The following is a 20900-nucleotide window of genomic DNA, read 5'->3' as shown; positions in this document are numbered from 1 at the left end:
ATGGTCATTTTGCTGGCTTCTTCTACGCTTGCAAGACAGGTCTACAACCTGTCGCCATTCAGCAATCGCATGGAGCGAGCAGTATGTATTTTGAAATCTACAGGCAATCCCGAGGCACGCCGCTTACCGGGAAGGGGCAGTGGCGCTGGCGGTTGAGGGCGGCAAATCATGAAACGATTGCCAGCGGGGAGTCCTATATCAATAAGGCTGATTGCATGCACGCTATCGGATTGATCATGGGCACACAGGGGGAGACCCCGGTGAAGGAAATATAAAGCACCGAGCTGCTTGGGTTGCCGTCAGATGTTGTTAAAAGCTGCTCATCTGTCATGAGCAGCTTTCCATCAAACTACTTCACTGGAGGTGTTTGAAGACCCAGTTTTTTATGGATCAACGCATAGACTTCCTTATGCGTCGAATTACGGATGGCATTGGTTTTACAAGCGAAGGTTAGAAACTCTTCGACTTTGTCCGCTGCGTCTGGATAGAGGTTGGCAACATAAGATTTTTCGTGAGGCTGGCTGCAGTTGAAATACAGATCATCTTTTGCTTTGTCTCTGGCCATGAGTCATTTCCTTATCGGGTTATTAGGCAGGGGTCGGGGTTTGTTTACATGATTTAGCCCCAAGCCATCCAGAGCTTAATTACGATCGACCACAGCGCTAGTGCCGAGCCGAAAAAAGGAAAGGGTTGTAGGATGCGAGAAGTGATCGTCAGTTTTTTAAACGCAGAAAGTGAATAGCGGCCCATCACGTACCCGTCTCACCAACGATAAAAATCCCGTCGTGCTGCAAGGTCTATCGCCTCTGTACATAGACGCGGGTCCTTCCTCCTCCCTAAACTGTGATCCGTCTTTGAGACTGGGGTCAGGCAGATGAATCGCAATGAGCTGCGCAAGGCCGACATCAATCTGATGGTCGTGTTCGAAACACTGATGCTGGAGCGCAATGTGACGCGAGTGGCAGAGAAGCTGTTTCTCGGGCAGCCCACCATCAGTTCTGCGCTCAATCGCTTGCGCACAATGTTCAACGATCCGCTGTTCATCCGGGTTGGTCATCGAATGGAGCCGACGGCGAGGGCAGAGGAGATCATTTTGCACCTCTCACCGGCACTGGATTCGTTGTCGGTCGCTCTGAGTCTGACCCACGATTTTGACCCCGCCAGCAGCACCATGACCTTTCGCATCGGCTTGTCCGATGATGTCGAGTTCGGTTTGCTGCCGCCGTTATTGCGTGCGCTGCGCCAAGAGGCACCGAAAGTGGTATTCGTCGTCCAGCACGTCGACTATTGGCGTATCCCAGACTTGCTGGCGTCCGGCGACATCACCGTTGGCATTAGCCAGACCCGAGGCCTGCCAGCCAACGCCAAACGTAAATTGCTCAGGCATATCTATCCCAGCGTGTTGCGCGCGGACGCCTCTGAAGCCCCGCTGACCCTGGATGAATACTGCTCACGGCCGCATGTGCTGGTTTCTCACACGGCCAATGTCAGCGGCTTCGCGGATGAATGGTTGGCGGAAATCGGCCGCAAGCGCCATGTGGTCCTGTCCGTGCCGCAATACAGCTCCTTGCCGGCATTGCTCGCTGGCACCGACATGATCGCCAGCCTACCGGATTACGCGGCGGCCGCCATGGCCGTTTCAGGTCAATTGTTCAATGAGCCGTTCCCGTTCAAGACGCCGACGCTGGACCTGTCCATGGTCTGGCTGAGCCACGTTGATAGCGACCCGGCCGAGCGCTGGCTGCGTTCGCGACTGGAAGCCTTTATGAGTGAACACGGTTTGTCTGATACGGTTTGTCCGATATAGAGAGCCTCAAGCCGCTCTGAAACCCTGACAACGCGCTGCAGGTTTGCTTGATGCCTCGACGCTGCGCTGCTTTGCTGTGTAGCGATATTCCTCAGAATTCGACCGGAGGTTCACCCCATGAGCAGCTCCCGTTCTCTGTTGCGTGGGCGCGGCAGCCACGACAGTGGCAAGGTCGGCATGGTCGAATTGTTTTTCGATCTGGTGTTCGTGTTCGCTGTCACTCAACTCTCGCATTCCTTGCTGGCTCACCTTTCCATCGGTGGTGCCGTGCAGGTCGCGTTGATGATGATCGCGGTGTGGTGGGTATGGATCTTCACCTCTTGGGTCACCAACTGGCTCGACCCGGAACGGATTCCGATCCGTATTGGTTTGTTCGCACTGATGGTTGCCGGGTTGTTGCTGTCGTCTTCGATTCCCAAGGCTTTCACTGATCGTGGTCTGCTGTTCGCCGGCGCGTATGTGTTCATGCAGGTCGGGCGAACGTTGTTTGCGATCTGGGCTGTGCGTGGCGAGCCGTTGAATATGACTCGTAACTTCCAGCGCATTCTGGCCTGGATGGTCCTTTCCGGGGTTTTCTGGATCAGCGGTGGGGTGCTCGAAGGTGATCAGCGTCTGACCTGCTGGGCGCTGGCGCTGGTGATCGAGTTGATCTCGCCTTCGTTGTATTTCTGGGTGCCGGGCCTGGGCCGCTCGACGCTGACTGACTGGAATGTGGAAGGCAATCACATGGCTGAGCGCTGTGGGTTGTTTGTGATCATCGCCTTGGGTGAGTCGCTGCTGGTCACCGGTGCGACCTTCGCCGAACAGGTCTGGAGTCTGCAAGGGCTGATGGCCTTTCTGGTGGCGGTGCTCGGCAGCGTGGCGATGTGGTGGGTGTATTTCGACAGTGGCGCCGAACGGGCTCACCATCGCATTGCTCACTCTAGTGATCCCGGCCGCCAGGCGCGGATTGCCTACACCTATCTGCATGCATTGATCGTGGCCGGAATTATCGTCAGTGCGGTGGCCGATGAATTGGTATTGGTGCACCGGGACCATGCGACTGACGCCGGCATCATCGCGATCATCGCCGGGCCCGGGCTGTTTTTGCTCGGTTGCGCGCTGTTCAAATGGGTGATGGCAGATCGCGTCCTGCCGCCGCTGTCGCATCTGGTCGGTTTGGCGCTGCTGCTCGCCTTACTGCCGGCGGCGCTGAATCATCTGTTTTCGGCGTTGGTCCTGGGCGCACTGACAACGGGGCTGCTGATCATGGTCGCTGCGTGGGAAAGCCTGGCGCTACGCGACTCAGTGGCAGCACCCGGGCATTAGTAGGCTGTCAGCAGTGGGATAGCACTGTGTTATATGTACGACCCTTCCTTCAATCGATCAGGAGCAATGACATGCCTCACCTGCATATGGAATATACCCCCAACCTGCCAGCGCTCGATGCCGACAAGGCGTTGTTGCGACTCAACCATGCGCTGGTAGCTTCCGGGCAATTTGCGGCTGAGTTCGACATCAAGAGTCGGGCGGTGCAGGTGGGGACATTTCGGGTCGGTACCAGCCTGGGCGAGCGTGCTTTTGTGCATGTAAAGCTGGCGCTATTGAGTGGGCGCTCGGCCGAGATCAAGAAGCAGTTGTCGCAAAGCCTGTTGGACGTGTTGCAGGACTTGTGCGAATGGCCGGCCGATGTAGACGTGCAGCTGTGCGCGGAGATTTTGGATATTGACCGTGAGTCCTACACCAAGACCGCTATCGGCCACTGACCGGCAAGGGTTTTCGATTCAGCGCAAGCCCTGTTCCACGCAGACCTTGGCCACTTGCTCACGAAGCCAGGTATTGGCGCAGTCCTGATCGCTGGCTTCGTTCCATTGCATGTCAAGGGTAAATCCGGGCAAGCCGTTTGGTGCTTCGCAATGACTGAACACCGCGTCATTGGCCAGCAGCATTTGAATACGCCGCGGCAGCGTCAGGATGAAGTCGGTTCCGGTGATCATCTTCAGTGCCGCACTGTAGCTGTTGGACCGCGCGACAATCTGCCGTTTGTGTGCCTGCCGGGCCAGCCAGCCGTCGACCATGTTGGTGTCGGAGGTCCAGGGTGTGGGGAACACGTGACGACGTTCGACGAACGATTGCAGGCTGAAGCGCGGTTCCAGTGGGGTCGCGCGTTTATCGAAGACGCAGACCAGATCGTCTTCAACCAGCATCTGGGATTTGAAGTCTTTGTGAGTGCGGTGAAAGTTGGGGCCGAAGCAAATCACCAGGTCGAGACTGCCGTCGCGCAGCTCATCGGCGGGAATATCGGTTTCGAGCTTTTGCACATTGACGGTCACCGGCAGGTCGGCGAAATCGAAGTTTCTCAATAGCCGCGGCAGTATCAGCAGCTCGAAGTATTCTGGCGCGCAAATGTTGAAGGTGACGGCATTCTGGGTAGGGTCGAAGGCTTGAGCACCGGAATGGCACAGGTTGATGCTTTCAAGAATCTTCAGCACATGCCCGTACATGGTGGTGGCTTTGTAGGTCGCACGCATACCCGTTCGGGTATTGAGAAACAACTCGTCCTCGAAGCTTGTACGCAGCTTTTTCAGGCAATAGCTGACGGTGGACTGGCTGACGCAGAGGGTTTCAGACACGCCGGTGACGCTGCTTTGTTCATACACGGCGATAAACACCATGAGGTCCTGCATGTCGAGCTTTCTAAGCAAGTTGCTGTTCAGCATCAGTTCCGTCCCTATGAACGCCTTGCGCTGGTTGAGCGCAACACATCCATAAAAGGGTAGCGGAACGGTAGTCCCAGGAGAATGCCTCGTGGGAAATTTCATTATCTGCTGTGGGACACGAAGTGTAGGTCACACGACCAGCGCCTGATCTTACGCCGTTACAGGTTCCGAGCGTCGGCTGGAGACGACCAGTGCCAGCATGCCGATCCCCACCAGCAGCGCGCCAATGATTTCCATCGGCAGCGGTTGCTGCCTGAGCCAGAACCAATGGAACAAGGTAATAAACAGCGTGCTCAGATAGATGTAGGAAATCACCGTGGACGGAGCAATCACACCGATCGCCCGGTGCAGCAGCCAGAAAGTCGCCAATGTGGCAAACAGCGCCAGGTACATCAGCCAGAACACATCACTGGCCGCCAATTGCGAACCCGTGCGCCAGCCGCCGCTGAACAGGCAGAACACAAACAGAAACAGCGAGCCAAACAGCATGTTCCAAAAGGTCATGGCCACCGGGCCGCGACCTTTGAGGCTATGGTCTTTGAGCCGCTGGCTCAGGGGCGAGTAAAAGGCCATCGCCAGGCAGCCGACGCCATACACCAGGAGGGCATAGAGCGACGGCAGTTCGCCGGACCCTGTGTCTTTGAGAATCAGCAACAGTGCGCCTGCCGCAGCGATCAGCATGGGCAGCAAGCGGTTATTCAGGCGACTATTGGGTAGAAGGAATGCTTCGAACAGCAGGCTCATCAAGGGGACGAGGGTGAACATCGTTCCGGTATTGGTCGCAGAGGTGTAGCGCAAGGCTTCGAACAGCGAACCGAAATACACCGCCAGCAACAACCCAAGGATTGCATGGCTGAGTAAGCCGCGGGCGGTCATGGGCGTGGTGCCTTTCAACAGCAGCATCGGCAAAAACATCAAGGCTGAAAACAGCAGTCGTAGACCGGTCAACAGAATCGGGTCGATGCTCTGACTGACCTGCGCAGCCGCGAAAAACGAGGCGGCGATCAACAACGCCCAGATCAGCATGCCTATGTTTGCGGCGGTGAAACTGACGGTTTTCATTGGTGAATGTTTTCCATAACCAAGCCTTGAGTGGCATGGGTGTGATTAGGCAGAGAGATGCGTCGGCGCCGCAAATCAAAATCTCGCTGCTGCTATTGGGAAATTAGATGGACTTGGCAATTGTGAGCACGCAAGCGTGCCATTAGCGGGCTTGCAATGTTTAACCAATCTGCAACCAAACTCCGTCAAATCCGGATTTAACGGCTTATCTGCCCGTGTGACGCTGTTCGGCATCTGTTTTCTGCGGTCTTTTCTATGGATGCTTGGCTGATTGGAATCAAGCACGAGGCTTCGCCTGGCGTTATAGCGTCAAGCCTTCAGCCACGTCGTCGAATCATGCCTGGCACCGCGCCGAGCTTGTCTGCACTCCCTTCTGAACTGGCCTTCTGGGCGCTGTGGCACTGTCGCCATGCGCGCCCACCGGATACCTGTATTTCCCGTTAAGTCTTCATATGGATCGCACTTCGCCGTACGCGGTGGACTGGATCGAACCGGCGACGCCTGCGCGTTTGCCTGACGCGGAAATACGAGAGTTCCCATGAGTTTTGCCACGACCCGCTTCGCCTCACAGCAAGAAGCCCTGACTTTTCTTGAGCACAACCCGGATATCGAGATGTTCGAGTTGTTCATCCTCGACAACAACGGCGTCCCACGGGGCAAGTTGCTGCATCGCGATGAACTGCTGGCGGTGTATGAAAGCGGCCGGCCTCTGCCGAGCACCATCCTCGGTCTGACCATCAATGGCGACGATGTGGAAAACTCCGGACTGGTCTGGGACGTCGGCGATATCGACTGTCGGGCGTATCCGCTTAGCGGCAGTTTGCAGCGTATGCCCTGGCGGCAGATTCCCACCGCAGCAGTGCAGGTCAGCATGCACCCGCAGGAGGGGATGCCGGCGACGGTGGCTGACCCTCGGCACCTGTTGGCCAAGGTGATCGATGGGCTCAAAGCCGATGGTTACTATCCGGTGATGGCGGCAGAGCTGGAGTTTTATCTGCTTGATCGCCAGCGCGACAGCAACGGTCGCCCACAACCGGCACGGGATGTGGACGGCGGTCGACCCCTGGCAACGCAGGTCTATGGCTTGCGTGAGCTGGAGCAGATTGAGCCGTTTCTCGCTGACCTCTACAGCGCCTGCAAACTCCAGGGCATTCCGGCACGCACGGCGATTTCCGAATACGCGCCGGGACAGGTGGAGATCACCCTTGAGCACCGCAGCGATGCCTTGCAAGCGATGGATGAGGCGGTGCGCTACAAGCGCCTGGTCAAAGGCGTGGCGCACAAGCATGGAATGACCGCCTGTTTCATGGCCAAACCGTTCGACGACTTGGCCGGCACCGGCATGCATATGCATGTCAGTCTGGCTGACAAGGACGGCAATAACCTCTTTGCCAGCGAAGCGCCCGACGGTACGCCGCTGCTCAGGCAGGCGGTCGGCGGCATGCTCAGCACCTTGCTTGATTCGCTGCTGATGTTCTGCCCGAACGCCAACTCTTACCGGCGTTTCCAGGCCAACAGCTACGCGCCGCTGGCCGCAACCTGGGGCGTGGACAACCGCACCGTGAGCCTGCGCGTGCCTGGCGGCCCAGCATTTTCCCGGCATATCGAACACCGTATCTGCGGTGCCGATGCTAACCCCTATCTGGCAGCAGCAGCGATTCTGGCGGGTATTCATCGGGGTATTCGTGAGCGGCGTGACTCAGGTGCGCCGGTTGAAGGTAATGGTTACGCTCAAGCCAAAGAGCTGCTGCCTACGGACTGGTTGACCACTTTGGGGGCTCTGGAAAGCTCGTCCTGGGCTCGCGACGCATTCGGAGCCGGATTTCTTGGGGTGTATCTGGCGGTGAAGCGTGCCGAGTACCGTCAGTTCATGGGCGAAGTGGGTGAGCAGGACTGGCGCTGGTATTTGCACCAGGCCTAAAGCGTCGAGATCCTGAGCAAAAGCCTGGCAAATGGTCACTCGCCGGCTTTGTAGGCTTCCTTTTCACGAAAAATTGATGGTCAGTTGCGTAGAGTTCGTGCTGCCGTGGGCCTGAATATTTGCTTTTTTTCGGCGGCACTTCTTTTAAGGATCAAGCAAACCCTCATGTTGAATGTTAAAGCCGTGCGCCCTGAGTGGGTGACGCTGATAGCCAGCGCATTTTTATTATTTGGCTTCAATTTTGTTCTCTGGCAACACCTTTTCGACATTATTCCATCCGACGGGCAAGGCATTGCCATGCGCGTGGCGTTTGGCGTGATGATTGTGTGTGCATTCAATATCGTATTGACACTGCTGGCTTTTCGATTTGTTCTCAAGCCCGTATTGATAACGATGTTTTTAATCAGTGCTGGCGTTGCTTACTTCATGGCGCAGTACGGTGTTTTGATTGACGCCGGAATGTTGCGCAACTTCGCCGAAACCAACGCCACTGAAGTGCGTGGCTTACTGTCGCTGAAGTGGCTGGCTTATGTTGTTTTCCTGGGCGTACTGCCGTCGTGGTTGTTATGGAAAACCCCGATTAACTATCGTCGCTGGCACGGTGAACTATTAAGTAAAATGCTGGTGGGTATCGTCTCGGCAGGCGTTATTGGTGTTGTGGCTCTGGCCAACTACCAAGGCTTGTCTTCGTTGTTTCGCAATCACCACGAATTGCGGTTGATGATAGTGCCGAGCAATTACATTGGTGCCTCGGTCGGCTATATGCGTGAGCAGGTAGTGTCCGCTCGGCAACCGTTCCTCAAGATCGGTGAAGATGCGCAGAAAAATCCGGCCTGGCAGACACATGCCCGCAAGTCGTTGACGGTACTGGTGGTGGGCGAGAGTGCCCGTGCGGAAAACTTCGGCATTCTGGGTTATGACCGCGATACCACACCCAAACTCAGTAAAGAGGCCGGCCTGATCGCCTTTACTGACGTGCATTCCTGCGGCACGGAAACCGCGGTGTCGGTGCCGTGCATGTTCTCCAACATGGGTCGCCAGGATTACGACGCCAGTAAGGCGAAGAACGAAGAAGGCCTGCTGGATGTGCTCAAGCGCGCCGGGCTGGAAGTGATCTGGCGAGATAACCAGTCAGGCTGCAAAGGCACCTGTGATCGGGTCACGATCGATGATGTGAGTAACCTCCAGGACCCGGTATTGTGCGCCGATAGCGAGTGCCGCGATGAAATCCTGCTGCAGGGTATGCAGCAGTTCATCGACAACCTTGATAAAGACACCGTATTGGTACTGCACCAGATGGGCAGTCATGGCCCTGAATACTTCAAGCGTTACCCCAAAGCGTACGAGCGCTTTACTCCGGTCTGTGAAAGCAATGCACTGAACAATTGCAGTCGCGACAGTATCGTTAACGGTTACGACAACACGCTGGTGTACACCGATCATGTGTTGTCGACATTGATCGATCTGCTGCGCAGCAATCAAAACAAAGTCGATACCGCGATGCTCTATCTGTCGGATCACGGTGAGTCGCTGGGTGAATACAACCTGTACCTGCACGGCACACCTTACATGCTGGCGCCGGAGCAGCAGAAGCATGTAGCGATGCTGGCCTGGTTCTCGGACAGTTATCAGAAGGCTTTCTCGGTGGACGCCGGTTGTCTGCAACTGAGTCGTGAAAAACCTCTTAGCCACGACAATCTGTTCCATTCGATGCTCGGCCTGTTGAAAGTCGACAGCAGTGTTTACAACGCCAGCCTGGACATGTTCGCCGGTTGCCGGGGCAATGGGGCCGATGGGGCTCTGGCTGCTCATTGATATCTTCACGACCGTTCGACCTTTTTTTCACGCGCCAGACTTTAGCCTGTCGCCAGTAGATCCCTTCATAAGAGTTCGCGAGTCATGTCATCGCAGCCCCCATCCTCCATCGAGCTTGAGTTCGCTAAGCGTTACGACCAGGAGCACGCCCGAGTTTGCCAGGGGACACGGCCGACCGGGTGGGCCCGTCGACTCTCGCTTTGGCGAGATGAGCAGTTGGTGCGTCGCGCGCTCAAAGAGGCGGGCGAGCCGGGGCTGATTCTCGACGTAGCGTGCGGTGCCGGGCGTTTTTGGTCGGTTCTGGCCGAGCACGCCAATCGGGTAATCCTGGCGACGGACAATTCTCAGGACATGCTCAACCATGCCCAAACGCATCACTCGGCGGGTCTGCTAAAGCGAGTCAAAACCTTTCAGGGCTCGGCATTCACCATTGGTCTTTCGGCCAATGCGGTGGACTGCATTTTCTGCATGCGGTTGTTTCAGCACGTTGTCAGTAGTGAGCACCGACTGGTTTTGCTGCGTGAGTTTCACCGTGTCAGCCGTGACACCGTGATTATTTCGGTGCAAGTCGACAGCGGCTTCAACGTTCGGCGCCGCGAGGGACTAGACATTGACCAGGCGACCTCGACGGGTGTTGCCGAGTATCAACTGGTCAGTAAAGCGCAGGTCGAGGGCGAGTTCAGGCAAGCGGGTTTTGAGATTCTCGATTCTCGAGACTTCATGCCTGGATGGGCCCTGTCGCGGGTCTACGTGCTGCGTAAATTGAGCTAACGAACTAGCCGTACAGGCCACTGGTCAGGATTTGTCAGGCTATTCTGAATAGCCCGGCAGGTATTTTCGCTCAAGCTCTTGTGCTCTGGATGCTCGGAAATCGCCGGGGGCGATATATACTGCGCGCCATTCTTCAAGGGAGAGCCGTGTGGCCATCGATATTCACTGGATTCGCGACAACGATAGCCTCGGTCAGTTTTGCGCCGAGTGGCAGCAGCTGCCATTCGTTGCCCTCGACACCGAATTCATGCGGGTCGACACTTTTTATCCGATCGCCGGGCTCCTGCAGATTGGCGATGGCGTACGCGCTTACCTGATTGACCCTTTGACCATCGACAATTGGCAGCCGCTGGCCGCATTGCTGGAAAATCCGGCGGTGATCAAGGTCCTACACGCCTGCAGCGAAGATCTGGAAGTACTGCTGCGTCTGACTGGCAGCCTGCCAGCGCCGTTGTTCGATACGCAATTGGCCGCCGCCTACCTGAACCTGGGCTTCTCCATGGGCTACTCGCGCCTGGTCCAGGAAGTGCTGGGCATTGATCTGCCCAAGGGCGAGACGCGCTCGGATTGGCTGCAGCGCCCGTTGTCCGAGACCCAAATCAGCTACGCTGCCGAAGATGCTCTGCATCTGGCTGAGGTTTACATTCGGCTGCGTCCGAAACTGTCTGATGACAAGTACGCCTGGGTGTTGGACGACGGTGCTGAGCTTGTGGCCAACCTGCGCCGCGAAGTTGATCCGTATGAGGTCTATCGCGAGGCCAAGCTGGCCTGGAAACTCTCCCGTGCTCAGTTAGCGGTGTTGCGTGAACTCTGTGCCTGGCGCGAGCGTGAAGCCCGTGCCCGCGACCTGCCGCGTAACCGGATTGTCCGTGAGCACGCGTTGTGGCCATTGGCCCGGACTCAGCCGGACAACCTCGCAGCACTGGCAAAAATCGAAGACATGCACCCGCGTACCGTGCGTCAGGACGGCGAGTTTCTGCTTGATCTGATCAAGCAGGCTGGCAGTGTATCGCCAGATCAATGGCCTCCTGCGGTGCCTGAGCCATTGCCAGTCGAGGCTGCGGCGCTGATCAAGCGTTTGCGGGCGCTCGGTCAGGCTGAAGCTGAACGCCTGGATATGGCGCCGGAATTAATGCTTCGCAAGAAAACCCTGGAAGCCCTGCTCAAAAGCGGCTTCCCCGAGGGTCCTTACCAATTGCCTGATTCATTGCGTGGTTGGCGCCGCGAATTGATGGGCCAGGCGTTGCTAGACAGCCTGGCCACCGCCGGAGAACAGCCTTGAAACGTATTTGTTCCATCTACCGAAGCCTGAAGAAAAACGAGATGTACCTCTATGTGCTGAAAAGCGATGCACTGGAGCGCGTCCCGGAACCGCTGCTATTGGCCTTCGGTAAACCGCACCACGCCTTCGATCTGGTACTCAGCCCGGAGCGCAAGTTGTCTCGCGAGGACATTAACGTGGTGCTGGAGAACCTCGAGAAGCAGGGCTATCACCTGCAAATGCCGCCGGCCGAAGACGAATACATCGAACATTTGCCCGAAGAACTGCTACGACGTAATGATCCGCTCTGACGGACTGATCCGGGTGCTCTGTCCAGAGCACTCTTACAATTGGAACTGAATAATCTGGCGGTGGCCGTTAACGATGGGGAAGACTCCGTCGACGACCACCTGCACTGTTTTTGAAAGGTTTGAACCATGCGCGTTCTAATTGCTGAGCACGACCACGCTCTTTACGCTCAATTGTTGCGTCAGGCCGCTCCTGACCTGGAAGTGCTCACCAGCGGCGACTCCGCTGAACTGGCGAGCTTTGCCGCGGATTGCCCGATCTGGCTTGGTCAGCCGGACCTGCTGGCGACTTTGCTGCGTCAGGGGCACGAACCGCAGTGGTTGCAATCCACCTGGGCCGGGATCACGCCGTTGCTCGCCGAAGGTTTGCCTCGGCATTACCGCCTGACCCGGGCCGTGGGTATTTTCGGTCAGGTCATGGCCGAGTACGTACTGACCTACATGCTCGGCCACGAACGCGAAGTACTGGCGCGGCTAGTCAGTCAGGTCGAGCGCAAGTGGGACAACCGCTTGGGCCAGAGCCTGGCCGGACGCAAGGTGTTGATCGTCGGCACCGGTGACATCGGCCAGAGCGTTGCGCAGTTCCTGTTGCCGTTTGGTGTCGAGTTGTACGGCATCGCCAGCCAGGCGCGTGAGCAGGCGCCGTTTATCGAAGTCGCCGGGCTGGAGGATTTAGGGCGTCTGGTGGGAGAGGTCGATTACGTGGTCAACCTGCTGCCCAATACATCCAATACCCATGATTTGTACGACGCGGCGCTGTTCAAGAAATTCAAACCGACCGGGTTGTTCATCAACGTTGGACGCGGTGTGGCAGTGGTCGATGCGGATCTGGTCGAAGCGTTGAAGGAAGGGCATCTGGCGGGGGCGGTGATCGACGTCTGCCGTCAGGAGCCCTTGCCGCAACGTCACCCGTTCTGGACGGCTTGGGGTTTGCTGCTGACGGGCCACAGTTCGGCGCCTACGTCACCGCCGATGATGGTGCAGTTGTTTATCGAGAATCTGCTGGCGTATCAGGCCGGTGCAGCGTTGCGCGGCGAAGTGGATTTCTCGCGGGGATATTGATTCCCGCGGTAAAGTTTGAAAATCGGTTGACCCTTTCGCGGGCAAGCCCGCTCCCACAAGGATTGCGCATAACCTGTGGGAAGGGCCGGGCGACGTTCGCTTGCCCGCGAATGCTTTTACAGGCTGAAATCACCCTCAGCCGCCAACTCGCTCAGCGGGCGGCGCGGGCTTGGGGTTTCCCGGGCTTGCAGGTACTCGGCCAGGGTCGCTTTGTCTCCCAGCTTGCCGATCGCCACGGCGGCGTGCAGCGCGTAGCCTTCAGGAATATTCAGCTCCTTGCGGGTCAGTTCCTGATCGAAACCGGCCATACCGTGGGTGTGCCAGCCGCTAATGCTGGCTTGCAGCGCCAGATGGCCCCAGGCCGAGCCGGTGTCGAAGGTGTGCCACAGTGCCGGGGTTTCTTCTTCGGCGCCTGGTGCCGTGAAGGTGGTTTTCGACATCACGATCACCAGCGCCGAGGCGTGTTGTGCCCAGCTGCGGTTGAACTCATTGAGCAGTCCCAGATAGCGCTCCCAGTTCGGCGTATCACGACGCGCGTAGAGAAAACGCCAAGGCTGCGAGTTGTAGGCCGAAGGTGCCCAGCGCGCGGCTTCGAAAAAGCTCAGCAAGGTTTCTTGCGGGATGCTTTCGCCAGTGAAGGCGCGGGGAGACCAGCGGTCGGTGAACTGTGGGTGGATCGCGTATTTGGCAATGCGGGGATTAGCGCTCATGAAGAGTTCCTGGCTACGTTTGAGAATGAAAGGTTGAAAAACCGACGGGCGCAGTTAGCTGAGCAGATGTGGTTTTCTGAGCCGTGGCAGTTCACCTGAATGCAACGCAGTTGAGCGTTAATGGCACTTCGGCATGGCTCCTTGCAACTCGCAAAGCTACTTCGCGGCGCAAGAACTGACAAGTCCTGTTCTACCGGCAGTCGCAAGCGCTTGGCCCCAGAGCCCTTGCACACTAGACTGGCGGCCTTTTCACTGCCTGATACTGATGCTTGAACCATGGCCGCCAAAGTCGAACCTTTCTGGATACGCAAAACCCTCGAACAACTCGATCAAGAGGAGTGGGAGTCGTTGTGCGACGGCTGTGGCCTGTGCTGCCTGCAAAAGCTCGAAGACGAGGAAGACAACAGCGTCTATTACACGCGAATCGCCTGCAAACTGCTGGACCTGAAAACCTGCCAGTGCACTGATTACACCAATCGTCGCGACTCGGTGCCCGATTGCATTCAGCTCACGCCGGGCAAGGCTGACCAGTTTAAATGGCTGCCGCCGACCTGCGGGTATCGTTTGGTCAGCGAGGGCAAGGACTTGCCGCTCTGGCACCATCTGGTTTGCGGTGATCGCGATGCGGTTCACCACGAGCGGATTTCTCAATCCGGGCGCATGCTCGCCGAAGGCAGCGTGGCCGAAGAAGATTGGGAAGATCACCTGATCTTCCGTGCGGGTTGAGAGCCGAGTGGATTAGGCGCTTCAACGTTGATTCACCGGGGAGTGTGTATGGCTGTGGGATCAAGACTGCCGTTAGCTTTTCTGCTGTTGGCGCTGAGTTCGCCGCTGTGGGCGGCGAAGAAAGTCAATCTGGATTACCACGTGCGTCTGTTGCCGCAGAGCGATGAGGCCGAAGTGCGGCTGACACTGGCCGACGGTGCAGCGGTGCGCAGTCTCGACTTCGATCTGGGCAATCGCGGTGATTACAGCGATTTCAAGGCCGATGGTCAGTGGCAATCTGCGGTGCCCAAAACTTCCGAAGGCCAGCGCGGCATTTGGCGTCCTGCCAGTGGCAAGTCCAGCCTTACCTACCGTGTACGTATCAGCCATGCCCGCAAGAGTGGCACTTTCGAAACGCGCATGACCCCGAGTTGGGCGTTGCTGCGCGGCGAAGACCTGGTGCCGGCGGGGCGTTTGGATCAGCAAGACGGTATCGAGCTGGTGTCGCGTCTGGAATTTGAATTGCCGACTGGCTGGAAAAGCGTTGAAACCGCTTGGCCGCGAATCGGCAAGAACCGCTTTCGGGTCGACAACGTTTCGCGCCTGTTTGACCGGCCGACCGGCTGGATGCTCGCGGGCACCTTGGGCAGTCGTCGCACTCGCCTGGGAGAAACCGAAGTCACGGTCGCCTCCCCGCAACGCCAAGGCATGCGTCGCATGGACGTGCTGACACTGCTGACCTTCGTTTGGCCGCAAGTGCAGGCCGTATTCCCACGTCACCCGACCAAACTGCTGATCGTCGGTGCTGGCGACCCGATGTGGCGCGGCAGCGTGGCCGGCCGGGACTCGATTTACCTGCACAGCCGCTTGCCACTGGTCAGCGAAAGCGGCAGCAGCCCCTTGGTAGGTGAGTTGGTTCAGGTGTTTGGCCGGGTCAAAGGCAGTCAGCGCAGCGACTGGATCAGCGAAGGGTTTGCCGAGTACTACGCGATCGAACTGATGCGCCGTGCTGGCGGCATGAGTGACGAGCGTTATCAGAGCCTGGAGATCCGACTGGCCAGGGACAGCCACAACGTCACCACCCTGCGTGGCGAACAAATCACCGGACCGGCGGTTGCCAAAGCGGTGTTGCTGCTGCAGGAACTGGACCGCGAAATACGCCTGAAAACCCGCAACAAGCGTTCACTGGATGATGTGATGCGCGCGGCGATGCGCCTGGAAAGCATCAGCACCAAAGAGTTTGTGCAGCTGAGCGAAAGTATCCTCGGCGAGCCGTCGAAGGTACTGGATAGCGAGTTGTTGCAGTAAGGCTATAGTTGCTGGTCGTTCCCACGCTCTGCGTGGGAATGCCTCACTAGACGCTCCGCGTCCGCTTCGGCAGTGACGCGGAGCGTCACGGGCTGCATTCCCACGCGGGAGCGTGGGAACGATCATCTGATCAACTGTGTCGCCTCAAACCCCGGCTTTAGGCGATTTCACCGAATCATTACCCGCCACTTTCGCAGCACGGTTCGCTGCTTCGGCATTGGCTTTCAAACGGCTCAACTCTTCTGCGGCCCGTTCGATTTTCGAACGCATGCTGTTCATGTCCTGACGGCTTTTTTCCAGCAGGTCTTTCACCGAACTGTGGCCGGTGATGCCACGGGCCAGGGCCACACCGCCAATCGCCACCTGAACCAGACCGAAAACGCCGCCACGGCGCAGACCTTTGCCCATCATTACCACGCCACCGGCCAGCGAGCCAATGCGCTCCCAGCCCTGGACGTTTTGCGTCGGCTGAGTCTGGAACGGGGTGGATTCGATGCGCTGTACGATTTTGCTGTCGCTCATGACCTGTCTCCAGAAGGGTGATTGATATAAAGCTGACTGCGCGCGCGCGTCGCTTGTTCCGTCCGTTTTCTATATTTACAAACTAGAACTTCGGGCCGGAGCGTGTGTTATTGCCTTTCGCCATGCGGTCATAAAGCACCACGTTGACGGTCGCGGCGAGGTTCATGCAACCGGTTGTCGGGATGTACACCACGTCCTCACACCAGTCGCGAATGTCTTTATCCAGCGAGCCGTCTTCCGGGCCGAAGATGTACAGCGCGCGATCCGGGTGGGTGTATTCCGGCAGTGAGCGAGCGCCTTCGACCAGTTCGACAGCGACCGGGACGCAACCTAGAGGGAGGATTTTTTTCAGGTCTTCGATGCCGATCAACGGAATGTCCTGATGGACTTTCTTGGTGTCGGTGACAAAGTCGCGGGCGCGTTCATACCGTTTGCCGGTGTAGAACACTGACGCCACGCCATAACAGCCAGCGGCGCGCATCACCGAACCGACGTTCTCCGGTGATTTAGGGTTATACAAACCAATGCAGCTGTACCGTTTGTTTGCCACGAGCCGGGTGCCTTCGAGAAAAACCGCGATTATACGGGGATTGCTCGAAGGGCGGTCAGTTTGAAGAGGCGTGTCGTCTGGTCAATTGCTATCGCGAGCAAGCCCGCTCCCACACTAGTCCTCTGGTGAACACACTATTTGTGGCCGCTGCAGATCAAGTGTGGGAGCGGGCTTGCTCGCGATGAGGCCCGCACAGGCACCGAAGATTCTCAGTCGTCTTTCTTCATTAACCCCGCCAGAGCGGCGAACGGATTGTGAGTGGCCTTGGCGATTTTCGGCGAGCTGGTGGAGCCTTCGCCGAAGTACTGTTGGTCGGTGTAGCGCGAGTGCTCGTTGTCGTGGCAGTACAGGCAGAGCAGCTCCCAGTTGGAACCGTCTTGCGGGTTGTTGTCGTGGTTGTGGTCGCGGTGGTGCACGGTCAGCTCGCTCAGGCGCTTGCCGGAAAACTCACGGGCGCAACGCCCGCACACGTGCGGGTACATCTTCAGGGCTTTGTCGCGGTAACCCATCTCGCGGTCGCGCTGAGCGTCGGCGAGGATGCGGTCCAGTTTGGCCGTGTTGGACGGAGGTGTTGACGAACTCATGGGTTCACCTTTGTAAAAGACGAATGACGGTTATGAACCTAGTTTAGCTCAGGCCTTGAGCTTCTCGGCAATCCAGATGGTGTGCCGCGTGCCTTTGTTGCCGTGGGCGAAGACTTGCACTTCCTCGGCCTTGAAGCCGGCCTTGCGCAGTTTGTCGGAGAACTGCCGGTCAGCACTGGCCGACCATACCGCCAGCACGCCTTTGGGGCGCAAGGCCTTGGCGCAGGCACTTAAGCCGCCAGAGGAATACAGCCAGCTATTGGCCTTCTGGGTCAGGCCTTCGGGACCGTTGTCGACGTCGAGCATGATCGCGTCGAAACCTTGCGGCTCGGCTTGCAGCACCTTGGCCACGTCTTCCATACGGATCACTGTGCGCGGGTCGAGCAGCGGCCGGCCGGATTTTTCCCCCAGCGGTCCGCGATTCCACTCAACCACGCCGGGCACCAGTTCCGCGACCACCACTTCGGCGGTCTTGCCCAAGTGTTTGAGGGCCGCGGCAAGGGTGAAGCCCATACCCAGACCACCGATCAATACGCGAGAGCCAGGACGACCCGCCACCTTGCGGCAGGGAATCTCCGCCAGGGCATCTTCGGATCCGTGCATGCGAGTGTTCATCAACTGCCCGCCGTCACCGCCCTGGATCTTGATGACGAAATCCTCACCGTATTCGAACAGGCACAAGGCACCGCCGTTATCGGGGATCGGGGTGGTGTCGAGCAGAACGAAACGTTTCATGGGACTCTCATTAGGGTGGGAAAACTGGCATTGAGAAGGGCAAACTTGAGCGGTTGGGAGTAGCCTGAAGATCAGCAAAAAGGGCAACGGAGCCATTGATGAAGCGCACCATTCTAACGGCCATTGTGTTGGCCGCGCTCTCGATAAGTGCAGCGCAGGCACAAGAGCTGCAATCTGTCCCCGTTTTTCCAGAGCCTGTCTCGGGTTCACCGGGCACCGCGACGCCCACGCCGTATCCGCAGATCACACCAAGGAATGTGCCCAAGGCTGGCGGCGGGAGCGGGGGATCCCCCTTGTTGCCACCGATTGAAATGCCCAATCCGCCCAAGGATCAGACCTTGCCAGGATTGGAACAAAGTCAGCAAAAAGCCAAGACCCCCGGCGGTTAAACCTGCTGCGAAAGCAGTTGTCCATCGGCCATGCGCAGTCGTTTAGACAGCGCGATGGCGATTGCGCGGATGATCTTGGCGGCGATTTTCGGCGCCTCGTTGAGCATCTTTTCCAGCGAATCCTTGCCCAGGTTGAGCAATTGGCAATGACTGGCAGCGATACAACTGGCCGAGCGCCGTTCGCCGTCGAGTACCGCCATCTCACCAAAAGCCCGGCCACTGCGCAGGGTTGCGATAGTCACCAACTGACCTTCGTTGTTGGTCTTCTGCACCGCCACCTGGCCTGTGTGGATGATGCACATGAAGCTGCCGGCATCGCCCTCATGGAAAATCTCTTCGCCGTGAGTGATGGTGCTGATGCTGAAGTAGCCGGCAGCGGTGCTGAAATCGGCCGGCAACAGCTGATCGAACATGCCACAGTCCATCAGCCAGTCGCGGATTTCGTTGTTCAGTAAAGTGGGTTCTGACATGTCATCATAGTCTTTTTGTGTCTGTTGCTGTTCCGGGCGTTGGATGAAACGCCAAAGCCCGGCGGCCCAGTGTTAAGACCGGGACGCCGGCCTGAGTTCCTCAGGCGATGCCCAAAACCTTAAAAACAAATGCGTATTCGAGCGCTACATCACGCAATCCCTGATAGCGACCGCTCATGCCGCCGTGGCCAGCACCCAGCTCGGTCTTGAGCAGCAGCAGATGATCGTCGGTCTTGGTCGCTCGCAGTTTGGCCACCCATTTGGCGGCTTCCCAGTACTGCACGCGGCTGTCGTTGTAGCCAGCAATCACCAGGGTTGCCGGATAGCTCTGGGCACTGACGTTTTCGTAAGGCGCGTAAGCCTTGATCCGATCATAGACTTCAGGCTCTTCGGGATTGCCCCACTCGTCGTATTCAGTGACGGTCAGCGGCAGATCCGGATCGAGCATGGTGTTCAGCACGTCGACAAACGGTACTTCGGCAATCGCTGCCTTGAACAGCTCCGGACGCTGATTGAGCACCGCGCCAATCAACAAACCGCCGGCGCTGCCACCGCTGATCGCCAGTTGCGATGAGGTGGTAAAACCGTTGGCGATCAGGTGTTCGGCACAGGCGATGAAGTCGCTGAAGGTGTTGTGTTTGTGTTCCTGCTTGCCGGCGCGGTACCAGGCTTCGCCCAGCTCACCGCCGCCGCGCACGTGGGCGATGGCGAAGGCGACGCCACGATCCAGCAAGCTCAGGCGCGCATGGGAAAACCACGGATCGAGGCTTTCACCGTAGGCGCCGTAACCGTAGAGGTAGAGCGGCGTTGGTTTACGCTCTTGGTTTTCGAGCAAGGTTTCGCGCTTGACCACCAGACTGATCGGTACCTGGGTGCCATCGGCAGCGGTGGCCCAGAGGCGCTGGCTGACATAGGCATCGGGATCGAACGGGCCGAGCACCGGGGTTTCCTTGAGGACTTTCTGTTCGCCACTCCCAAGCTCAAGCTGGCGAATCTGGGCTGGACGATTCAAGGCTTCGTAGCGCAGGCGGATCTTGTCGCTGGCGAACTCCAGGCTGTTTTGCACATGCAGGCTGTAGGCCGCGTCGGGCAGTTGCACACGGTAGGCGGGCAGATTTTGCGGGCGGACTTCAATGATCGGCAAGCCACCTTCGCGCAGGCTCAGGGTCAGCGCCGAGGCGTTCAGACTCATGCCGTCGAGCATCACGCTGTCGCTGTGGGGGACCAGATTCTGCCAGTCATCCTGGGACGGTACGACGCCGTTGTCGGCGGTCTGGTACAAGGCGAAGTTAATACCATCGCGATTGCTGCGAATCAGCCAGGCCCATTGCCCGTCGAGCTTGCCGTGGTCGACGTCATATTCATGGCCTTCGACCCGTGGCGCCAGGCAGGTAAACGGTTGCTGCGGTTGCGTGGCGTCGAGCACCCAGACTTCGCTGGTGGTCTTGCTGCCCAGAGACAGAATCAGTTGACGTTCGGAGCTCGAGCGGTAGCAATGCAGGAAGAAACGTCCGTCCGGCTCATTGAATATCTCTTCTGCCGCCGTGCCATCCAGACGATAGCGGAACAGTTTGTGCGGGCGATGGGTGTCGTCCAGCTCGCCGAAGAACAGCGTCAGACTGTCGTTGGCCCAGGTCATGCTGCCGTCGCAGTTTTCGAACGGCAGTTCACTGAGTTTGCCGTTGGACAGTTCCTTGACGAACAGGGTGTAGGTTTCTTCGCCGCTGGTGTCCAGGCTATAGGCCAGACGCTGGTGGTCCGGGCTGATGCTGAAGGCGCCCAGAGAGAAAAAGCCGCCATTGGCCAGCGCGTTCGGGTCGAGCAGCAGCTGCTCCTGGCGCTCATCGACCTGCAGGCTGTCATCGGCCGGGCGCGGGCAGCGGTAGTGCCGAGCGTATTCATCACCGGCCGTAGTGCGGGTGTAATACAGGTACGGACCCCAGGGCGAGGGCAGCGACAAGTCGGTTTCGCGAATCCGGGCCTTGATTTCTTTGAACAGGGTTTCGCGCAGTTCGGCCTGATCGGCGAGCTGGGCGTCCTGATAGCGGTTTTCAGCCTTGAGGTAGTCAAGCACAGGCGTACTGTCGCGGTCCTGCAGCCAGGCATAAGGATCAGCGCCGTCGGCCTTGTGGGCGATGGGAGCTGCGAGAACGTTGGCGGGTAGGGGCATGAATGGCTCTCGGACGTTGTACAAAAGAAAGGTTCGCGGACAGCGGTGCAG

23 protein-coding genes are annotated in these 20900 nt (G+C 58.0%); 13 read left to right on the top strand and 10 right to left on the bottom strand.

What is annotated here, in order from left to right:
* Nucleotides 1–83: 83 nt before the first annotated feature.
* Nucleotides 84–275, top strand: a complete 192-nt coding sequence (locus ACN1C3_RS06870) for a YegP family protein (RefSeq protein WP_419115056.1) — start codon at nt 84–86, stop codon at nt 273–275.
* 74 nt (nt 276–349) lie between these two features.
* Here the strand turns inward: ACN1C3_RS06870 and ACN1C3_RS06865 are convergent, their stop codons facing one another.
* Entirely contained in the window at nt 350–565 is a 216-nt protein-coding gene (locus ACN1C3_RS06865) for a hypothetical protein (protein WP_419115055.1), read from the bottom strand.
* Nucleotides 566–874: 309 nt separating this feature from the next.
* On the opposite strand from ACN1C3_RS06865, the gene ACN1C3_RS06860 reads away from it, so the two are divergent.
* The 3 genes from ACN1C3_RS06860 to ACN1C3_RS06850 all read left to right on the top strand — a co-directional run bounded on the left by ACN1C3_RS06860 (nt 875) and on the right by ACN1C3_RS06850 (nt 3552).
* Entirely contained in the window at nt 875–1807 is a 933-nt protein-coding gene (locus tag ACN1C3_RS06860; protein ID WP_419115054.1) for a LysR substrate-binding domain-containing protein, read from the top strand.
* A 117-nt stretch (nt 1808–1924) separates the two neighbouring features.
* Nucleotides 1925–3115, top strand: coding sequence for a low temperature requirement protein A (locus ACN1C3_RS06855; protein WP_419115053.1), 1191 nt, complete (start codon nt 1925–1927; stop codon nt 3113–3115).
* Between the two features lie 71 nt (nt 3116–3186).
* The gene (locus ACN1C3_RS06850) at nt 3187–3552 is read left to right on the top strand and encodes a 5-carboxymethyl-2-hydroxymuconate Delta-isomerase (protein ID WP_419115052.1); all 366 of its coding nucleotides are present in this window, start codon (nt 3187–3189) and stop codon (nt 3550–3552) included.
* An 18-nt stretch (nt 3553–3570) separates the two neighbouring features.
* Here ACN1C3_RS06850 and ACN1C3_RS06845 read toward each other — a convergent pair whose 3' ends face one another.
* Entirely contained in the window at nt 3571–4506 is a 936-nt protein-coding gene (locus tag ACN1C3_RS06845) for a LysR substrate-binding domain-containing protein (RefSeq protein ID WP_419115051.1), read from the bottom strand.
* A gap of 150 nt (nt 4507–4656) precedes the next feature.
* Nucleotides 4657–5568 carry a DMT family transporter gene (locus ACN1C3_RS06840; protein WP_419115050.1) on the bottom strand — a complete coding sequence of 304 codons (912 nt, stop codon included), beginning with the start codon at nt 5566–5568 and terminating at the stop codon, nt 4657–4659.
* A 538-nt stretch (nt 5569–6106) separates the two neighbouring features.
* Here ACN1C3_RS06840 and ACN1C3_RS06835 point away from each other — a divergent pair.
* From ACN1C3_RS06835 to ACN1C3_RS06810, 6 genes are all read left to right on the top strand, one after another.
* Nucleotides 6107–7489 (top strand): glutamine synthetase family protein, encoded by a 1383-nt coding sequence (locus tag ACN1C3_RS06835; RefSeq protein WP_419115049.1) that lies wholly within the window; start codon nt 6107–6109, stop codon nt 7487–7489.
* 165 nt (nt 7490–7654) lie between these two features.
* The gene (locus tag ACN1C3_RS06830; RefSeq protein ID WP_419115048.1) at nt 7655–9304 is read left to right on the top strand and encodes a phosphoethanolamine transferase; all 1650 of its coding nucleotides are present in this window, start codon (nt 7655–7657) and stop codon (nt 9302–9304) included.
* Between the two features lie 84 nt (nt 9305–9388).
* Nucleotides 9389–10075: a class I SAM-dependent methyltransferase gene (locus tag ACN1C3_RS06825; protein ID WP_419115047.1), complete on the top strand. Its 687-nt coding sequence runs from the start codon at nt 9389–9391 to the stop codon at nt 10073–10075.
* A gap of 148 nt (nt 10076–10223) precedes the next feature.
* Nucleotides 10224–11357 (top strand): ribonuclease D, encoded by a 1134-nt coding sequence (rnd, locus tag ACN1C3_RS06820; RefSeq protein WP_419115046.1) that lies wholly within the window; start codon nt 10224–10226, stop codon nt 11355–11357.
* A complete protein-coding gene (locus ACN1C3_RS06815; protein WP_419115045.1) occupies nt 11354–11647 on the top strand; it encodes a YcgL domain-containing protein in 294 nt (97 codons plus the stop codon). Before rnd ends, ACN1C3_RS06815 begins: the two co-directional genes overlap by 4 nt.
* A 126-nt stretch (nt 11648–11773) precedes the next feature.
* A complete protein-coding gene (locus ACN1C3_RS06810; RefSeq protein WP_419115044.1) occupies nt 11774–12706 on the top strand; it encodes a D-2-hydroxyacid dehydrogenase in 933 nt (310 codons plus the stop codon).
* A 116-nt stretch (nt 12707–12822) separates the two neighbouring features.
* Here the strand turns inward: ACN1C3_RS06810 and ACN1C3_RS06805 are convergent, their stop codons facing one another.
* Nucleotides 12823–13416 (bottom strand): nitroreductase family protein, encoded by a 594-nt coding sequence (locus ACN1C3_RS06805; protein ID WP_419115043.1) that lies wholly within the window; start codon nt 13414–13416, stop codon nt 12823–12825.
* A gap of 276 nt (nt 13417–13692) precedes the next feature.
* On the opposite strand from ACN1C3_RS06805, the gene ACN1C3_RS06800 reads away from it, so the two are divergent.
* Together ACN1C3_RS06800 and ACN1C3_RS06795 are read left to right on the top strand one after the other, a co-directional pair.
* Entirely contained in the window at nt 13693–14142 is a 450-nt protein-coding gene (locus ACN1C3_RS06800; protein WP_419115042.1) for a YcgN family cysteine cluster protein, read from the top strand.
* Nucleotides 14143–14190: 48 nt separating this feature from the next.
* Nucleotides 14191–15429 (top strand): hypothetical protein, encoded by a 1239-nt coding sequence (locus ACN1C3_RS06795; protein WP_419115041.1) that lies wholly within the window; start codon nt 14191–14193, stop codon nt 15427–15429.
* A gap of 144 nt (nt 15430–15573) precedes the next feature.
* Here the strand turns inward: ACN1C3_RS06795 and ACN1C3_RS06790 are convergent, their stop codons facing one another.
* From ACN1C3_RS06790 to ACN1C3_RS06775, 4 genes are all read right to left on the bottom strand, one after another.
* Nucleotides 15574–15951 (bottom strand): DUF2892 domain-containing protein, encoded by a 378-nt coding sequence (locus ACN1C3_RS06790; protein ID WP_419115040.1) that lies wholly within the window; start codon nt 15949–15951, stop codon nt 15574–15576.
* An 82-nt stretch (nt 15952–16033) separates the two neighbouring features.
* Nucleotides 16034–16501: an RNA methyltransferase gene (locus ACN1C3_RS06785; RefSeq protein ID WP_419115039.1), complete on the bottom strand. Its 468-nt coding sequence runs from the start codon at nt 16499–16501 to the stop codon at nt 16034–16036.
* Nucleotides 16502–16710: 209 nt separating this feature from the next.
* Nucleotides 16711–17085, bottom strand: coding sequence for a YajD family HNH nuclease (locus ACN1C3_RS06780; protein ID WP_419115038.1), 375 nt, complete (start codon nt 17083–17085; stop codon nt 16711–16713).
* 48 nt (nt 17086–17133) lie between these two features.
* Nucleotides 17134–17820, bottom strand: a complete 687-nt coding sequence (locus ACN1C3_RS06775; protein WP_419115037.1) for a spermidine synthase — start codon at nt 17818–17820, stop codon at nt 17134–17136.
* A 98-nt stretch (nt 17821–17918) separates the two neighbouring features.
* On the opposite strand from ACN1C3_RS06775, the gene ACN1C3_RS06770 reads away from it, so the two are divergent.
* Entirely contained in the window at nt 17919–18209 is a 291-nt protein-coding gene (locus ACN1C3_RS06770; RefSeq protein WP_419115036.1) for a hypothetical protein, read from the top strand.
* On the opposite strand, the gene ACN1C3_RS06765 is transcribed toward ACN1C3_RS06770, so the two are convergent.
* Nucleotides 18206–18679, bottom strand: a complete 474-nt coding sequence (locus tag ACN1C3_RS06765; protein ID WP_419115035.1) for a cyclic nucleotide-binding domain-containing protein — start codon at nt 18677–18679, stop codon at nt 18206–18208. The two genes, ACN1C3_RS06770 and ACN1C3_RS06765, sit on opposite strands and share 4 nt — an antisense overlap.
* 100 nt (nt 18680–18779) lie before the next feature.
* Entirely contained in the window at nt 18780–20849 is a 2070-nt protein-coding gene (locus tag ACN1C3_RS06760) for a S9 family peptidase (protein WP_419115034.1), read from the bottom strand.
* Nucleotides 20850–20900 lie beyond the last annotated feature (51 nt).

Origin of the sequence: Pseudomonas sp. H11T01 (assembly GCF_048515765.1) — a bacterium.
Lineage (GTDB): Bacteria > Pseudomonadota > Gammaproteobacteria > Pseudomonadales > Pseudomonadaceae > Aquipseudomonas.
This window is presented reverse-complemented; position numbering and strand designations above follow the sequence as displayed.

Excerpts from the sequence above, each read along its gene's own strand:
- ACN1C3_RS06810 (WP_419115044.1), top strand. The coding sequence starts at position 11,774 with ATGCGCGTTCTAATTGCTGAGCACGACCACGCTCTTTACGCTCAATTG.
- ACN1C3_RS06760 (WP_419115034.1), bottom strand. The coding sequence starts at position 20,849 with ATGCCCCTACCCGCCAACGTTCTCGCAGCTCCCATCGCCCACAAGGCC.
- ACN1C3_RS06870 (WP_419115056.1), top strand. The coding sequence starts at position 84 with ATGTATTTTGAAATCTACAGGCAATCCCGAGGCACGCCGCTTACCGGG.
- ACN1C3_RS06860 (WP_419115054.1), top strand. The coding sequence starts at position 875 with ATGAATCGCAATGAGCTGCGCAAGGCCGACATCAATCTGATGGTCGTG.
- ACN1C3_RS06775 (WP_419115037.1), bottom strand. The coding sequence starts at position 17,820 with ATGAAACGTTTCGTTCTGCTCGACACCACCCCGATCCCCGATAACGGC.
- ACN1C3_RS06835 (WP_419115049.1), top strand. The coding sequence starts at position 6,107 with ATGAGTTTTGCCACGACCCGCTTCGCCTCACAGCAAGAAGCCCTGACT.
- ACN1C3_RS06795 (WP_419115041.1), top strand. The coding sequence starts at position 14,191 with ATGGCTGTGGGATCAAGACTGCCGTTAGCTTTTCTGCTGTTGGCGCTG.
- ACN1C3_RS06830 (WP_419115048.1), top strand. The coding sequence starts at position 7,655 with ATGTTGAATGTTAAAGCCGTGCGCCCTGAGTGGGTGACGCTGATAGCC.
- ACN1C3_RS06800 (WP_419115042.1), top strand. The coding sequence starts at position 13,693 with ATGGCCGCCAAAGTCGAACCTTTCTGGATACGCAAAACCCTCGAACAA.
- ACN1C3_RS06770 (WP_419115036.1), top strand. The coding sequence starts at position 17,919 with ATGAAGCGCACCATTCTAACGGCCATTGTGTTGGCCGCGCTCTCGATA.
- ACN1C3_RS06840 (WP_419115050.1), bottom strand. The coding sequence starts at position 5,568 with ATGAAAACCGTCAGTTTCACCGCCGCAAACATAGGCATGCTGATCTGG.
- ACN1C3_RS06780 (WP_419115038.1), bottom strand. The coding sequence starts at position 17,085 with ATGAGTTCGTCAACACCTCCGTCCAACACGGCCAAACTGGACCGCATC.
- ACN1C3_RS06765 (WP_419115035.1), bottom strand. The coding sequence starts at position 18,679 with ATGTCAGAACCCACTTTACTGAACAACGAAATCCGCGACTGGCTGATG.
- ACN1C3_RS06850 (WP_419115052.1), top strand. The coding sequence starts at position 3,187 with ATGCCTCACCTGCATATGGAATATACCCCCAACCTGCCAGCGCTCGAT.
- ACN1C3_RS06865 (WP_419115055.1), bottom strand. The coding sequence starts at position 565 with ATGGCCAGAGACAAAGCAAAAGATGATCTGTATTTCAACTGCAGCCAG.
- ACN1C3_RS06825 (WP_419115047.1), top strand. The coding sequence starts at position 9,389 with ATGTCATCGCAGCCCCCATCCTCCATCGAGCTTGAGTTCGCTAAGCGT.
- ACN1C3_RS06845 (WP_419115051.1), bottom strand. The coding sequence starts at position 4,506 with ATGCTGAACAGCAACTTGCTTAGAAAGCTCGACATGCAGGACCTCATG.
- ACN1C3_RS06790 (WP_419115040.1), bottom strand. The coding sequence starts at position 15,951 with ATGAGCGACAGCAAAATCGTACAGCGCATCGAATCCACCCCGTTCCAG.
- ACN1C3_RS06805 (WP_419115043.1), bottom strand. The coding sequence starts at position 13,416 with ATGAGCGCTAATCCCCGCATTGCCAAATACGCGATCCACCCACAGTTC.
- ACN1C3_RS06855 (WP_419115053.1), top strand. The coding sequence starts at position 1,925 with ATGAGCAGCTCCCGTTCTCTGTTGCGTGGGCGCGGCAGCCACGACAGT.